Source organism: Psychrobacter immobilis (genome assembly GCF_904846065.1).
Lineage (GTDB): Bacteria > Pseudomonadota > Gammaproteobacteria > Pseudomonadales > Moraxellaceae > Psychrobacter > Psychrobacter immobilis_H.
In genome coordinates this window covers 2,262,225-2,276,785 of the sequence record NZ_CAJGZV010000001.1, presented here as the reverse complement: position 1 = coordinate 2,276,785, position 14,561 = coordinate 2,262,225, and the positions used below count along the sequence as shown (strand labels likewise).

The 14,561-nt window shown below is 42.6% G+C and carries 12 protein-coding genes; 8 read left to right on the top strand and 4 right to left on the bottom strand.

Features of this window, described 5'->3' with window-relative positions:
• Nucleotides 1–70: 70 nt before the first annotated feature.
• Nucleotides 71–1,573, top strand: coding sequence for a S41 family peptidase (locus JMW64_RS09350; RefSeq protein WP_201554380.1), 1,503 nt, complete (start codon nt 71–73; stop codon nt 1,571–1,573).
• A 75-nt stretch (nt 1,574–1,648) separates the two neighbouring features.
• On the opposite strand, the gene JMW64_RS09345 is transcribed toward JMW64_RS09350, so the two are convergent.
• The 3 genes from JMW64_RS09345 to JMW64_RS09335 all read right to left on the bottom strand — a co-directional run bounded on the left by JMW64_RS09345 (nt 1,649) and on the right by JMW64_RS09335 (nt 6,088).
• Nucleotides 1,649–3,364: a sigma 54-interacting transcriptional regulator gene (locus JMW64_RS09345; RefSeq protein ID WP_201554379.1), complete on the bottom strand. Its 1,716-nt coding sequence runs from the start codon at nt 3,362–3,364 to the stop codon at nt 1,649–1,651.
• A gap of 100 nt (nt 3,365–3,464) precedes the next feature.
• The gene (locus JMW64_RS09340) at nt 3,465–5,258 is read right to left on the bottom strand and encodes a sensor histidine kinase (protein WP_201554378.1); all 1,794 of its coding nucleotides are present in this window, start codon (nt 5,256–5,258) and stop codon (nt 3,465–3,467) included.
• Nucleotides 5,259–5,452: 194 nt separating this feature from the next.
• Complete coding sequence (locus JMW64_RS09335; RefSeq protein ID WP_055123802.1) at nt 5,453–6,088, bottom strand: response regulator; 636 nt, start codon at nt 6,086–6,088, stop codon at nt 5,453–5,455.
• 427 nt (nt 6,089–6,515) lie between these two features.
• On the opposite strand from JMW64_RS09335, the gene JMW64_RS09330 reads away from it, so the two are divergent.
• Together JMW64_RS09330 and JMW64_RS09325 are read left to right on the top strand one after the other, a co-directional pair.
• Entirely contained in the window at nt 6,516–7,604 is a 1,089-nt protein-coding gene (locus tag JMW64_RS09330; RefSeq protein ID WP_045451193.1) for a serine hydrolase, read from the top strand.
• A gap of 171 nt (nt 7,605–7,775) precedes the next feature.
• A complete protein-coding gene (locus JMW64_RS09325) occupies nt 7,776–8,444 on the top strand; it encodes a thiamine phosphate synthase (protein WP_201554377.1) in 669 nt (222 codons plus the stop codon).
• A gap of 48 nt (nt 8,445–8,492) precedes the next feature.
• Here the strand turns inward: JMW64_RS09325 and JMW64_RS09320 are convergent, their stop codons facing one another.
• Nucleotides 8,493–8,822, bottom strand: a complete 330-nt coding sequence (locus JMW64_RS09320; RefSeq protein WP_045446956.1) for a TraR/DksA family transcriptional regulator — start codon at nt 8,820–8,822, stop codon at nt 8,493–8,495.
• A gap of 355 nt (nt 8,823–9,177) precedes the next feature.
• On the opposite strand from JMW64_RS09320, the gene JMW64_RS09315 reads away from it, so the two are divergent.
• From JMW64_RS09315 to ruvB, 5 genes are all read left to right on the top strand, one after another.
• Nucleotides 9,178–10,392, top strand: a complete 1,215-nt coding sequence (locus tag JMW64_RS09315; protein WP_201554376.1) for a phosphoglycerate kinase — start codon at nt 9,178–9,180, stop codon at nt 10,390–10,392.
• A gap of 259 nt (nt 10,393–10,651) precedes the next feature.
• Complete coding sequence (locus JMW64_RS09310) at nt 10,652–11,038, top strand: hypothetical protein (RefSeq protein WP_055123806.1); 387 nt, start codon at nt 10,652–10,654, stop codon at nt 11,036–11,038.
• Between the two features lie 555 nt (nt 11,039–11,593).
• Nucleotides 11,594–12,631: a class II fructose-bisphosphate aldolase gene (gene fba, locus JMW64_RS09305; RefSeq protein ID WP_045446949.1), complete on the top strand. Its 1,038-nt coding sequence runs from the start codon at nt 11,594–11,596 to the stop codon at nt 12,629–12,631.
• Nucleotides 12,632–12,724: 93 nt separating this feature from the next.
• Complete coding sequence (ruvA, locus tag JMW64_RS09300) at nt 12,725–13,345, top strand: Holliday junction branch migration protein RuvA (protein ID WP_045446946.1); 621 nt, start codon at nt 12,725–12,727, stop codon at nt 13,343–13,345.
• Nucleotides 13,346–13,547: 202 nt separating this feature from the next.
• Nucleotides 13,548–14,528: a Holliday junction branch migration DNA helicase RuvB gene (gene ruvB / locus JMW64_RS09295; RefSeq protein ID WP_045447074.1), complete on the top strand. Its 981-nt coding sequence runs from the start codon at nt 13,548–13,550 to the stop codon at nt 14,526–14,528.
• Nucleotides 14,529–14,561: the final 33 nt, after the last annotated feature.

Below are 14,561 nucleotides of genomic sequence, written 5' to 3'. Positions count from 1 at the left end.
TGCTATCTTATGAGATAAATATTTATCCATATATCTATAAAAATAATTCTATTATTAAACGAGTTCTCTTATGCGTTCTATTTATTTTATGCGCTTACCAGTGACGAAGCGATTGGGCAAACAAGCAATGAAGGTATTCACTGCGCCGACTATTTTTAAACCTGCATTGATGATAGGTCTGCTTGGGCTCAGCACTGCTAGTATGTACGCACAAGCAGCGATGTCACCAGCTAATGCGACCATCAATAATCCCACCGCCAGTCTACAACTGATTAGCTTAAATAACGATGAGATAGCCACAGAAGATGACGCTAATAATTTATCAGATGTCGCTGATATGCTTGAGTCGGCCGACCAAGTTGACGATTCGATAGACAGTGTCGCAGATGAGAGTGCCTTGACCGATGACACGAACGAGATCGATGTCAGTATTCCACCTGAGGTTGCGCAAGTATCATTGAATGCCATTTCTCCAGAAACGCTCAAGACGTTTGTTGCGGTAGTAGATTTGGTACGCCGTGAATATGTAGATGCGGTCAACGATGAAGAGCTGTTCAATAATGCGTTGAGTGGTATGTTGACTAAGCTAGATAGTCATGCTGAATTTTTAGATGCTGAGGCTTATGAAAATCTGCGTGCCTTTACCGAAGGTGATGTGGGTGATGTGGGTATCAAAGTCAATTATCAGCCTACAGATGGCTATTGGGTGATTACAGAGGTTATTGATGCATCGCCTGCAGATAAAAAGGGCATTGCGGTTGGCGATTATTTGCATCAAGTCGGTGATTTCAAGCTTGATGAAGATAAAGAAAGTAACGATATCGAGCAACTTTTGACAGGGATTGCGGGTACGCAAGTAGATGTTATCACCTCAAAAGCTGGTCGCCGCAAACATACCACCACCTTGCAGCGTAATAACAGCCACCCTCAAACGGTCGAGGCAAGTCTCATTGACGGTATCGCTGTTATCAAGTTACCTGCCTTTCAAAATAATAGCCGTGAAAAACTCTTGGAAGGCTTGATAGATCTAGACGCACCTATTACAGGTATCTTGCTCGATATGCGTGATAATCCAGGCGGGGTGCTAACGTCGGCGGTGAGCGTGGCCAGTTTGTTTATGAGCGACACTGATGTGGTACAAGTAAAAGGTCGTCAAAGTGACACGCGTACGCTATCCACTCAAGGTCTGGCGATACTTGAATCATTGCCAGTGGTGGTGCTGCAAAATCGCTATTCGGCGTCAGCGGCAGAGGTGCTGGCCAGTAGCTTACAAGCACAAAAACGTGCCACAATCGTTGGTGAAGTCAGCTATGGTAAAGGGTCGGTACAGTCGGTCATCCCACTGAATGATGAGCAGGCTGTTAAACTAACCGTCGCTAACTATATGACAGCGTCAGGCAATAAAATCGATGGAATCGGGGTAGAGCCTGATATGACCTTGTCAGGAAGTGAAAGTACATGGGAGCAGCAAGCGCTCGCTTTACTAAAAACAAAAGCACTTGATTCGGGCATTCGTTTTGTCCGAAAACCTGCCAAAGTCGATCAAGCGGTGGCAGGCAAAAGGGTTCAGTAAGGCTCACTTAAAGACAGGCTATCGCGATGTATTAACGTTAAAATATCATTTGTCATTATTCAAAAATGGCAAATGCTATGGCTCGAATTGATCCTCAGCTATCTCTAGTTTTTTCATGCGATAGCGTAAAGAGCGAAAAGTGGTGCCTAGTAGTTCAGCTGCTTGCGTTTTATTCCAAGCCGTTTGTTTTAGCGCGGTAATAATCAACTGTTTTTCTTGTTCTTGTAGGTAGTGTTCTAACCCTTGAGATGGTAACTGACCATCCTTTAATTTGCTTAGAATTGCTTTTTCATCACTTCCTTGCAGAATAGATCGATGGGTGACAGATTCTTCATTATTATGATGGGCCGTATGGTTTGGGCTTTCTGCATGATGACTTTCTGAACGCTGTATCATAGAAGGGTAGTGCTGAGCGTTAGTACGATAAGGATGCAAGTTGGTCGTCAATTGCTTGACCTGTGGCGCTATTGTCTCATCCATAGATTGAATGACTTTTTCTCTATTTTCTATCGATTGAGCGACCATTTGGTTGTTTGTTTGACGCTCAGAATATTGAGTGTTATTGACAACCGCAGGCTCACTCTTCTGATCTTGAGAGACTGCGCGGTGATGGGTTATATCAATATCAGGCAAACCCAAGTGGCTGATGTCAATGTGCGGTGTCTCTGCTAGGGTTACTGCACGTTCAAGGACGTTACGCAGTTCACGAACGTTGCCCGCAAAGTTATGATCTTGCAAACGTTCGCATGCCTCAACAGTGAGTATCGGTGGGTTCTCTAACTGCCATTCATCAGCAATTAATGCTAAAAAGTGCTTGGCTAATACAGGGATATCATCACGACGTGCATTGAGTGTCGGCAGTTTTAACTCAATCACATTGATACGGTAGTACAAATCTTGTCGAAACGCACCGTCTTGTACCAATTGGTTTAGATTTTTGTGGGTGGCGGACAAGATACGAATATCTACGGGAACCTCTTTGGTATCACCAATGGCTCTCACCGTTTTTTCTTGAATGGCGCGCAGTAGTTTTACCTGCATGGCTAAAGGCAAATCAGCCACTTCGTCTAAAAATAACGTGCCGCCATTGGCTTGCTGAAACAGCCCTTGTTTGTCAGCGACAGCTCCCGTAAAGCTGCCTTTTTTATGACCAAAGAACTCTGACTCCATTAGCTCTGATGGTATTGCTCCACAGTTTACTGGTACAAAGCTACCATCACGGCGTGGGCTTAAATCATGAATCAATCGGGCAACCACTTCTTTACCAGTACCCGAAGCGCCTGACAAAAATACAGGTGCTTGTGAGCGTGCCAATTTTAAAATAGTATTTTTCAGTGGGTGCATCACCGCAGAATCACCAATGAGTCTACTGTCCAGCAGTCTTTGTTCAGGTGAGCATTCGGCTGTGGCTTTTGCTTCATTGTCTTGATGAATAACTTTTAAAGCATTTTCCACCAGTTGACGTAGGCGTGGTAACTCAAGAGGTTTATTTACAAAGTCGAAAGCACCAAGCTTCAATGCTTCAATGGCGAGATCCATACTGCCGTGAGCAGTAATCACGGCAATGGGCGTACTAGAGCTATTGCTAATTTCTTTTACCAACTCTAGTCCTGACCCATCAGGCAGCTTTAAATCGGTCAAACAAAAATCGTAATCATTGTCTTGCCAGTATGATCTTGCTTGTGACAGAGTATATGCTACATCACTTTTAATGCCCATTTTGGTCAAAGTAATTTGCATCAATCGGCACAGATCCACTTCGTCATCAACGACTAGCGCGGTTGTTGTCATACATCATCTCATCGTATTCAATAGCTATAAAATGGTAAAAACCAAGAGGCCTTAATGGCAAAGTATTCCATATAATGTTAATACTTGGTAACGTTAATATTTATAAAATAGTGGTATTAACATTATGTTCAGTTTTATTTACATGAGTATCAGTACCAATAGCAGGTGCTATCAAGCGAAAACAGGTTTTCTCATGTTCAGGAATATAAAGCAAACGAGTTTGGTTGGCCTCACAAAAAGCTTGTGATAGATACAGTCCCAAGCCTGTCCCTGCTTGATCTGTCGTAAAAAATGGATTGAACAAATGTTCTAAGTCGTTGGTGCTAACCCCGCGACCAGCATCCAAGATATCAATTATAACATCGTTATCCGCACAATAAATCTCGATTTCCACATAGGCATGAGGGTGGGCGTAGCTACTGTAGCGCAAGCCATTGTTAATTAAATTGATTAAGACTTGCTCTAGTTGATGTGTGTCGAATGATATGGTCGGTTGTGTTTTTACGTGTAGAAAAACATCGTGTCCTTGAAAGTAATTCTCTAAAAATGTTGGCATCCAGTCTGCCAGTATAATCGCTTGCTGGTTTGCGGTTTGCTGGCGAGACAGTTTTAGTACATCTTCGATAATGCGATTCACACGTTTTGTTTGTGAAAATATCATTTGATAAAGCTCATGATTCGCTGCCATATCGTCATTTGAGATATTCGTCGTTATCGTATTATCTGCTGTATCGACTTCTACACTGGCTTCTATAATATCTTCCATTAATAATTGGCTGGCTTGTGATATCGCTGCCAAAGGATTCCTTATTTCATGGGCGATGCTCGCCGTCAATTGCCCTAAAGAAGCCAGTTTTAATTGTTGGGCGCTGGCTTGCTCGCGGCGTAAGTCCTCTAACATTATCAGTTTACTGTCATCTTTTAATGGAATAATTTGTACGCGCAGTTTACCGAATATGGAAGCGTTTGCGACTGCAGGCAAATCATAAATAAAGGTGCGTGATTGGCCTGCCGCTACTGACAAACAGGCTTTAAATAGCTGCGTATGTTGTTGACCAAGCTGCTGCTGAAAGTTAGATAAGAGTGCACTGCGAGTATTGTTTCGAGTATCTTTTGTATCAATAGAGGTGTTGTACAATGATGCGGAAGGGGTGTGTGAAAGGCTAAGTAATTGGTGAGCGGCAAGATTTGCTAAAACGATATGCTGTTTATCGATGACGATGACACCATTGACCATTTGCGTGATGACTTCTTGGTTGATGACGTTTAATCGTTCAACTTCTTTAGCGTGACTCGCTGCTACTTTTTCAAGTTGTACCAAACGCTGTGAGATGGACCAGCTCAAACCACCAACCGCCAAAAAGCTGGCTGACATGAGCAATGCATCCCCTAAATTTGCTAAGCTCATACTATTGGCAATGGCATAAAAGAATTGCTGATAAATGACAAAAATAATAGCGAGTAGGGTAATAATTAAGGCTTGCGAGCCGTGTAGCAACATAAAACTCGCTGCGACCACTACCATATATAGCATGGTCAACTGTAAATCAGGCGCACCCGCTGTATATAGCAATAAGCTTAATATAATGACGTCTAATACTAAACCAAAGGCCAACTGCCGCCGCATTTGCTGATTAACGACATAAAACAAGCCAAGTAAAATAAGGCTAAGCAGGAAATAAAAGCTAAGCGTTGTTTGTTGTAAAAAGCTTGGTAGAGAGAGGCTGTTGTCAGAGTGAGCGGTGATATATACCATCAGTAGAGAAAACAGACTAACAGCAAAGCGGTAACTGCTATAAATAAGCCCCAACCTGCGCAATTGAGGTAGAGATAGCGTGTCATCACGATGCAAATAGTGAGTAACAGCAGAGACGATATTAGTAGCAGGCTTCATAGATTGACCGCAATAAGGGAACAGTTGCTAGGGCGTGTCCTCATTTTAAAATAGAGATAAAATGAGATAAATTACAATCAAACAAGGAAGATATCGCCATTAATATCAGGATATTTGACGATACTTGATAAAATTTAGCGATTTTTAGCCCATGTAGATGTTCATCAATTGAATTGAGGACACGCCCTAATGAGTTATGGCTGAATTAGACCATGACGAATGGCCAGATGTGTTAACTTCACATCGCTATCAACCCCAACTTTTTCATAAATACGATAGCGGTAAGTGTTGATGGTTTTGACACTCACAAATAGTTGGTCAGCGATTTGCTGCGGGCTTTGACAGTTAACTACCATCATTGCCACCTGTTTTTCGCGATCACTCAGTAAGTCAAAAGGTGAGTTGGCATTATCTGACAGCAAAACATCAGCCAGTTGCTCAGCGACATCTTGGCTAAAATAACGACCACCTTGATAGATTTTTTTGACAGCGCGAATCATCTCATCGAGCGGCGTGCCCTTCGTAATATAGCCATTGACCCCCGCTTTGATAAGCATCGAAGGATACGGCTGCGCTGACATACTGCTGACGGCCAATATTTTGATACCCATATCCAGCTGAATTAAGCGTTTGGTTGCTTCAAGCCCACCAATATTAGGCATATTGACATCAAGCAAAACCACATCAGGGCGCAATTGTTTGGCCAATTTGATGGCCATGTCACCGCTGTCCGCTTCGCCGATTACTTCGATATCGATACTATCTGACAACATGCGGCTAATACCCATTCTCACCAAATCATGATCATCTACTACCAGTACTTTAATCATAACGATACTCTTTGTTGTTTGTCAGAATGAAGGCTTTTATTGACGCTAAATGACAAAAAATAAAATCATTAGAGTCGTTTTTTTAGTTTTTGAAAAAAATAAAATATTGCTAATCTTTTAGATAGATACCATTGTTTAATATAACAAAAAACGAATAATTACAGTGTTCAAAGTTAAGATATATTGCTGCAATGTGAGTCAATGTTTCTGTAATATAAAGTGGTTGTAGTAAAATTTGAATTACACCAAAATAAATTATTAAATCAGCTTGATACATTAAACTTAAATGCAAACCATGATACACTAAAAATACAAAAACTCTATACGAGTACTTATAAACCCATTCATAAACGCTACGTACGTTGTTGCTATTGGTTAGTATGTAACTGATTCTCTAATTAACAACATCGTGACAGCAGGAGGCATAATGAAGCAACTACCATTAACCAAACAGCAATTAATCGCTGCTATGATTTCGTTGAGTTTGGGCAGTGTTGCACAAGCGGCACTTACTATTAATGGTAGCGCTGACACTAGCTCTAGTGCTCGCATGAGTTGGGGCGGTGCCGATAGTTTGTCTGAAGCACGCAATATTATGTACAAATCTAAAGGCTCAGCTATCAAGAAAGTTGATAGTGGCAATGGTACGACCAGTATCACCAACGCCAATAGCTTCGGTAGTAGTAATAACAGTTACAATAGCAGTAATAGCTACAATACAACGTATCGTGGCTCATTTGGTAGCAGTAACATGATACCGATCAGCACTGATTCGCGTAGTGTTGCGGTCATCGATGCTGAAACGGGCGAATCTATTTATGAAAAAGATGCTGACATTGCACGTCCAATGGCCAGTATCTCTAAAGTGATGACGGCCATGGTCGTATTGGATGCTGGTCTCGATATGCGTGAAGAGCTCACACTCGATCCAGAAGATTTCGTCGGCCCTAAGCGAGCCAGCTCTAACCTTAAATCAGGCGATCGTTTAAATCGTGCTGAGATGTTGCTCATGGCATTGATGAAATCAGAAAATCCAGCAGCAAAGAGTTTAGCGCGTAATTATCCAGGTGGCTATACTGCCTTTATACGTGCCATGAATCGCAAAGCTCAAGATCTGGGTATGACCACTGCTTTCTTTGGTGATCCAACAGGTCTTGATAAGCGCAACGTCGCTTCATCAAACGACTTGGTTAAAATGGTTCGCGCGGCGGGTAACTATGACGTGATTCGTCGTTTCTCGACCACCAAGAGTTATGACTTTTATGTGTCTAACTACTCAAGTGGTAACCGTACTTATAAAGCCAATAACACCAGTAGCTTGGTTCGTGCCGGTGATTATCCAATTGGTATCTCAAAAACAGGTTTCATCAATGAAGCTGGTCGTTGTGTAGTAATGGAAACGCGTGTGAATAACCGTCCAGCAATTATCGTCATCTTAGGAGCGAACAGCTCAGCCACACGTTGGGGTGATGCCAAAAATATTCTGAACAGTCTAGCGACACGCCGCACGGTATAACTTTACTGTTTTAGCATTTATAAAAAGGCTGTTATTCAATATAACAGCCTTTTTATTGTGTTGAATTTAAGGTGTGTCTTCAATTTAATCAATGGACTTCTACATGGGCTAAAAATTTATCTCATTTTTATCTCCATTTTTAAAATTACGATACACTCTAGGAAAAATAATATGACTCAAACACCGACTGTTATATCAGCGCCAAAGCTATATTTACTGACCAATGACGATGAGTTTGCGCTTCTGTATCGCAAATTAGAAGCAGCATTAGCAACAGGATTCATTGCGCTGTTACAAATTCGTCGCAAGCAGATATTGGCGCTACCTGATGGTGAGTCTCGTCTATACGAAGAGGCTAGACAAATAGTTGAGTTGGCGAAAGCGTACAACGTACCAGTCGTCATCAATGACAATATTAAATTGGCTGCCAAGCTCGGCGTTGGTGTGCATTTGGGTCAACAAGATGGCGAAGTTGCCGATGCTAAGCACGAACTACATGCCAACCAAATGATCGGACGCACTTGTCATGGCAAGATAGAACTGGTTGAAGCAGCAAAAAATGAGGGCGTAAGCTATGCCGCTATGGGTGCGATTTTTACCTCAAATACAAAACCTAACGCCAATATTATCTCGCGCCAGCAGCTCATAGATGGCTGTCAGCAAAATATAGCGATATGTGTCATCGGTGGCTTGACGGCAGAAAATGTCACCGAGCTGGCAGGTTTGCCCATTACTTACGTGGCGGTCGTTGGGGATATTATGGATTTGCCCGTGGATCAAATCGCTGTGCGATGTAAACAGTGGCAGCAGGCGTTCTCTCAATGGAAAACACCTACTTGATCACTGGAACTTTGATTTGGAATGGCTGTCTTAGAGTAAAATGAGTCGTTATTCAGCATGTTCCATACATAGGGTAGCGTAAGGCAGTGCTTGTAAGCGTTGCTCTTCAATTTGCTCGCCGCAGACTTCACATTTACCATAAGTCCCGTTTTCAATACGGCTTAATGCATTTTCGACATAGATCAAACTTTGACGGGCTTCAACCATCAAATTTGTACGCATGTCATTTTGACGATAAGAGATGGCTTGGTCTTCCCAATGCTCATTGAGGTCGTCTTGCGGGTTTTGGATATGATCTTCGATTTTATCGATACGAGTCTCATATTCTTCTTTAAGTGTTAGTAGGTTTTGTTTGGCAGCTTGAAGGTCGATACTCATTGGGTTCTCCTAATGGGTTATTTTTATTGTGGATATTATTTATTATCAGTGCTAATAGTATCTTAAACAGCCTTATTACTAAGTGCCACCACGAAATGTTACTGATTTTTATTAAAATTTAGCCATTTGTCTTATTTTTATCCCCATTTTCAAAATAAGGACACGCCCGAGTAAAATTTAATAGTGCGTTCTTTATGAGCACTTGCTAGAAAACTGCTAGAATACACCGCCTCAAATTCTTGCTTGGTTGCTTTTATACAGCCACAGACAAGAGCAGCCGATTTGATAAATATTTTCAGCAATGAGTAAAAAGCCAACCGATAGATTAACAAGAGATGATGCATAGGAGCAGGTAATGAATTTTTTGCGTATGAGTGAGCTGAGCTTAACGGATAAAGTGGTGTTGATTCGTGAAGATCTCAATGTGCCTATTAAAAACGGTAAAGTCGCCAGTGATGCACGCCTGCAAGCCAGTTTGCCTACGATTAAGATGGCGTTAGAAAAAGGCGCGGCCGTTATAGTTTGTTCACACTTAGGTCGTCCAACTGAAGGCAGTCCTGAGCCGATATATTCGCTAGCACCAGTTGCTGAGTATTTAAGCGATAAATTAGCCACAGAGTTATCAAAGCCCGTTAGCTTAAACAATGACTACCTTACTGAAGGCGTGGCAATTAAAGCAGGCGAGGTCGTGCTATTAGAAAACGTGCGCTTTAATCAGGGCGAAAAGAAAAACGATGCGGATTTAGCACAGAAATACGCTGACTTATGCGATGTATTCGTGATGGATGCATTTGGCACCGCACATCGTGCGCAGGCCTCAACAGAAGGCGTTACCCAAGCTATGCATCGAGCAGGAAAAACAGCTTGTGCAGGACCTTTATTGGCGGCTGAGCTTGATGCGTTAAGCTTGGCACTTGAAACCCCAGCACAGCCAATGTTAGCAATCGTTGGTGGTTCAAAAGTATCGACAAAGCTAGAAGTGCTGCACAGTTTGTCTGAATTATGCTCGCAGATTATCGTTGGTGGCGGTATTGCGAATACCTTCCTAGCCGCGCAAGGTCATAGCGTTGGTGCATCACTTTATGAAGCGGACTTGGTTAAGACAGCTCGTGACATTATGACTAAGACTGAGATTTTATTACCTGAATATGTTGTCGTTGCTGATAAAAATGAGATTGATTTTGCTGACTTCACAGGCTCATTACAACAAGCCACTGCGACCATCAAATCTGTCGATGCGATTGGCGAAAATGACATGATATTGGATATCGCTCCAGAAAGTGCTAAGCAATTAGCGGATGCTATTATCAACGCAAAAACCATTTTATGGAATGGTCCGGTCGGTGTTTTTGAAGTCGATGCTTTTGGTCAGGGCACACAAATCATAGCAAATGCCGTTAAAAACAGCGAAGGGTTTTCGATCGCTGGTGGTGGTGATACGCTTGCTGCAATTGATAAATATCAAGTGGAAGATGGCGTTAGCTACATGTCAACAGGTGGTGGCGCATTTTTAGAGTTTGTAGAAGGCAAGGTGTTGCCTGCGGTTGCTGCTCTACAGATTGATGCGTAACGCTTTAACGATATTTAGCAGATGAGTAACATTAGCCGTACAATTTAGCCTCACCATCTCATGTACGCTGTATCAATAATATTTTGGCTACTATTCTTATGTTATTGTTTTAAGAGAAATAAGAGTCAGTGGCCACTCATTATTATTAAGTAGTAATTATTTGTTTCTATACTGAAAATTATGATTGCATGTCTAATTTGCACTCTATAAAATAGCGCAAATCATGTATTTGACATGCTTTATTTATGAGGGATTTATTATGTTAAAACGCCATTTATTACTTGCTAGCGTACTTGCTGGTACTTTTGCAATCACTGCATGTAGCCAACAAACAGAAGAGAACGCCGAAGCTGCTGTTGAATCTGCTGGTGATGATGTTGCTGCTAACGCTGATACTGCCGCTGCTGAAACAGAAGCCGCTGCTGCTGAAGCTGAAGTTGCTGCAAAAGATGCTGGTACTGAAGTTGCCGAAGGCGCTGAAACTGCCGGTGTTGCTGCTACAGATGCACTAAAAAACACTGGTGAAGCAGTTGTGGTAGGCGCAAATGAAGCCGTTGCCAAAACTGCTGAAGTGGTTGCCGATGGCGCATCTGCTGTTGAGAATAAAGCCAGTGAAAACGCAGTAGAAGCAGAACAACAGTACTAATTATCAATACATAAGCAACTGAACCTAAGCCATGGATCTACTAATTTGTCGATTGATGAATAGCTTATTAAGATGTTGGTTGCAGATATTGATTACTATATAAGCCCTCAAAATATTTAAAAAGCTTTGGTGATAGCCAAGGCTTTTTTGTATTTAAAATCACAATCTAGAGGTTAGGGCGTGTCCTCATTTTTAGCCCATTTAAATATCCATTGATTGAATTGAGGGCAGGCCTTAGTCAGTCAAAAATATGGTGCACAAGGTTTATCCGTTTTTTCAATTAGCTGCGTATCATATGGAACTTATCAAATTGTTTTATAAAACTCGCTATCATGCTGTTTTATGAATCAAGCAAAGAAAGAAATAGTCGGTTAACCGCTACGAAGCGCTAGCAATTTTTGCTATAATCACGGCGTAATAATTACGATCAAAAAATACCAGTTTTTTGCTGGTCTGACTATTATCAGGCTAGGGTTTTAGGGCAATTGTTGCAACATCGTATTTTTAAGAATGATTTCTTAATATCATATTCAAAATTTAATCAGAGAGCGTCTTATGGCTTTAATATCGTTACGTCAACTTCTAGATCATGCCGCCGAAAATAACTACGGTGTCCCTGCTTACAATGTCAATAATTTAGAGCAGATGCGTGCAATCATGATGGCAGCCGACGCCTGTGACTCTCCTGTTATCGTACAGGCTAGTGCTGGCGCACGCAGTTATGCAGGCTCTGCATTTTTGCGTCATCTGATTATTGCTGCTATCGAAGAATGGCCACATATTCCAGTCGTTATGCATCAAGATCATGGTATGTCACCAGCGATTTGCCAACGCTCAATTCAGCTTGGCTTTTCATCAGTGATGATGGACGGCTCGCTCGGTGAAGACGGTAAAACGCCAATGGATTATGATTACAATGCCAGCGTGACTCGCGAAGTTGTCAAGATGGCACACGCCTGCGGTGTTTCAGTAGAAGGTGAAATTGGTTGCTTAGGTAGCCTTGAGACTGGTATGGCTGGTGAAGAAGACGGCTCTGGCGCAGAAGGCGTATTAGATCACGAGCAGCTATTGACCAGTGCTGATGAAGCAGAACAGTTCGTTAAAGACACCAACGTCGATGCGTTAGCCATTGCTATCGGTACCAGTCATGGTGCGTATAAATTCACCCGTCCACCGACAGGCGACATCCTATCGATTGAGCGCGTAAAAGAGATTCATGCCCGTATTCCTAACACGCATTTGGTCATGCATGGCTCGTCGTCAGTGCCGCAAGAGTGGCTAAAAGTCATCAATGAAAATGGTGGCAACATCGGTGAGACTTATGGTGTACCGGTTGAGCAAATCGTTGAAGCGATTAAGCATGGTGTGCGTAAGGTAAATATCGATACCGATTTGCGTTTGGCATCAACGGGCGCTATTCGTAAATTCCTTGCAGAAAACCCAAGTGAATTTGATCCGCGTAAATACTTCAAAGCCTCTATGGTTGCGATGTCAGATATCTGTACCAATCGTTTCGAAGCCTTTGGCTCAGCTGGGCAAGCGCATAAAATTCGTCCAATCAGCCTTGAAGGTATGGTCGATTTTTATAAATAAGCATGTCTGTGAGATATGCTTATTTAATAGCATTTATCATTAAATAGCAGCTCAGTTCATTTTTTATATCAGCTCTAATAAAGGTAGTGGATTATGATTGGATTGATTAGTGGTCAAGTGCAGTATTTGATGGCACCGACTGCCTGTGTCATGACTACCTCTGGTGTCGGCTACGATATAGAGCTGCCGCTACCGTCATTTTGCCAGTTGCGTCTCAATGAGCAGGCGAGCATTTGGACGCATTTTCATGTACGTGAAGATGCGCAGCTGCTTTATGGTTTTATCGATCGCAAAGAGCGTGATGTCTTTCGGCAATTGATCAAGATCAATGGCGTTGGCGCAAAAATGGCGTTAGCAATGCTATCTGCGATGTCAGCTGCTGAGCTAAAGATGCATGTCGAGCAAGAGTCAGAGACGGCATTAACCCGTATTCCCGGTATCGGTAAAAAAACAGCGCAGCGCTTATTGATTGAGCTAAAAGATAAGCTGAAAAATATCGAAGTCGATAGCAGTCATTTAGAGTTTGCCATGCAACCTGCTGAGGTATCTCACGAGGGCAGCATCATCGCTGAGGTAGAAGGCGCGTTGATTAGCTTGGGCTATAAAGAAAGAGAGGCACAGCAAGCGATTAAAGCCGCTAAGAGTAATGGTAATACCTTTGCCGATACGCAAGGTTTACTAAAAGCCACATTGCAACAGTTGTCAGGATTTTGATTCATTCAGCTCACTACCATCAATAAGTATCAATAACTCTTAAACAGATAAGCGACATTCATTGTCGCTTATTTTCGTTTTAGGCTGTGCTTTATTTAGTAGCTGCTTTATGATGTTTTGCATGACTTATACGTAGCGTTTGGTTATGCTATTTATACCTATTCTTTAAAAATAATGATTTAATATAATGATAAAACCTATGATGCAAGATCGTTTGATTAATCCATTCGAAGGGGCAGGCGATGCGCCTGATTCTAATATTCGACCGGCATTACTGGCTGAATATATCGGTCAGCCGGTGGTGCGTGAGCAGATGGAGGTGTTTATTGGCGCGGCACGTGGTCGGGGCGAGGCATTAGATCATACTTTGATTTTTGGTCCGCCCGGTCTTGGAAAAACGACGCTTGCCAATATTATTGCTCGTGAAATGGGTGGTAACTTGCGTTCTACCTCAGGACCTGTGCTTGAACGCCCCGGTGATTTGGCAGCCATGCTGACCAATCTAGAAGAGGGTGATGTGCTATTTATCGACGAAATTCATCGATTGAGTTCTGTTATTGAAGAGATACTGTATCCCGCCATGGAAGATTTTCAGCTGGATATTATGATTGGTGAAGGGCCTGCGGCACGCTCTATCAAGCTGGATTTACCGCCGTTTACCTTAGTCGCGGCAACCACGCGAGCAGGATTATTGACCTCACCACTGCGTGACCGTTTCGGCATTGTGCAGCGGCTCGAATTTTATAATATTGCTGACCTAACCACGATTGTGAGTCGTGCCGCACGCTTGATGCGTGTACCGATGAGTGAAGATGGCGCGGTGGAGATTGCTCGCCGTGCGCGTGGTACGCCAAGGATTGCCAATCGTTTATTACGCCGTGTACGTGATTATGCTGAAGTGAGAGGCGACGGTAGTATCAATGGCGCGATTGCGGGCAGTGCGCTCGATATGCTGGCAGTTGATAGACGTGGTCTTGATCATTTGGACAGACGTTATATTGAGATATTGCACGAACGCTTTGATGGCGGTCCAGCTGGCGTTGAAGCGGTAGCAGCAGCAATGGCTGAAGATCGCGGTACGCTTGAGGATGTGATTGAGCCATATCTTATTCAGCAAGGCTATGTATTGCGTACCGCACGTGGACGCGTACTGACCCAAATGGCGATTGACCAAATGTTATGAAATTAGCCTAAAAAATGCCCCTACGTTTAATAC

Coding starts and splice junctions, on each gene's coding strand:
- JMW64_RS09345 (WP_201554379.1), bottom strand. CDS start 3,364: ATGACAACAACCGCGCTAGTCGTTGATGACGAAGTGGATCTGTGCCGA.
- JMW64_RS09310 (WP_055123806.1), top strand. CDS start 10,652: ATGTTAAAACGCCATTTATTACTTGCTAGCGTACTTGCTGGTACTTTT.
- JMW64_RS09335 (WP_055123802.1), bottom strand. CDS start 6,088: ATGATTAAAGTACTGGTAGTAGATGATCATGATTTGGTGAGAATGGGT.
- ruvB (WP_045447074.1), top strand. CDS start 13,548: ATGCAAGATCGTTTGATTAATCCATTCGAAGGGGCAGGCGATGCGCCT.
- JMW64_RS09320 (WP_045446956.1), bottom strand. CDS start 8,822: ATGAGTATCGACCTTCAAGCTGCCAAACAAAACCTACTAACACTTAAA.
- JMW64_RS09350 (WP_201554380.1), top strand. CDS start 71: ATGCGTTCTATTTATTTTATGCGCTTACCAGTGACGAAGCGATTGGGC.
- JMW64_RS09315 (WP_201554376.1), top strand. CDS start 9,178: ATGAATTTTTTGCGTATGAGTGAGCTGAGCTTAACGGATAAAGTGGTG.
- JMW64_RS09330 (WP_045451193.1), top strand. CDS start 6,516: ATGAAGCAACTACCATTAACCAAACAGCAATTAATCGCTGCTATGATT.
- ruvA (WP_045446946.1), top strand. CDS start 12,725: ATGATTGGATTGATTAGTGGTCAAGTGCAGTATTTGATGGCACCGACT.
- JMW64_RS09340 (WP_201554378.1), bottom strand. CDS start 5,258: ATGAAGCCTGCTACTAATATCGTCTCTGCTGTTACTCACTATTTGCAT.
- fba (WP_045446949.1), top strand. CDS start 11,594: ATGGCTTTAATATCGTTACGTCAACTTCTAGATCATGCCGCCGAAAAT.
- JMW64_RS09325 (WP_201554377.1), top strand. CDS start 7,776: ATGACTCAAACACCGACTGTTATATCAGCGCCAAAGCTATATTTACTG.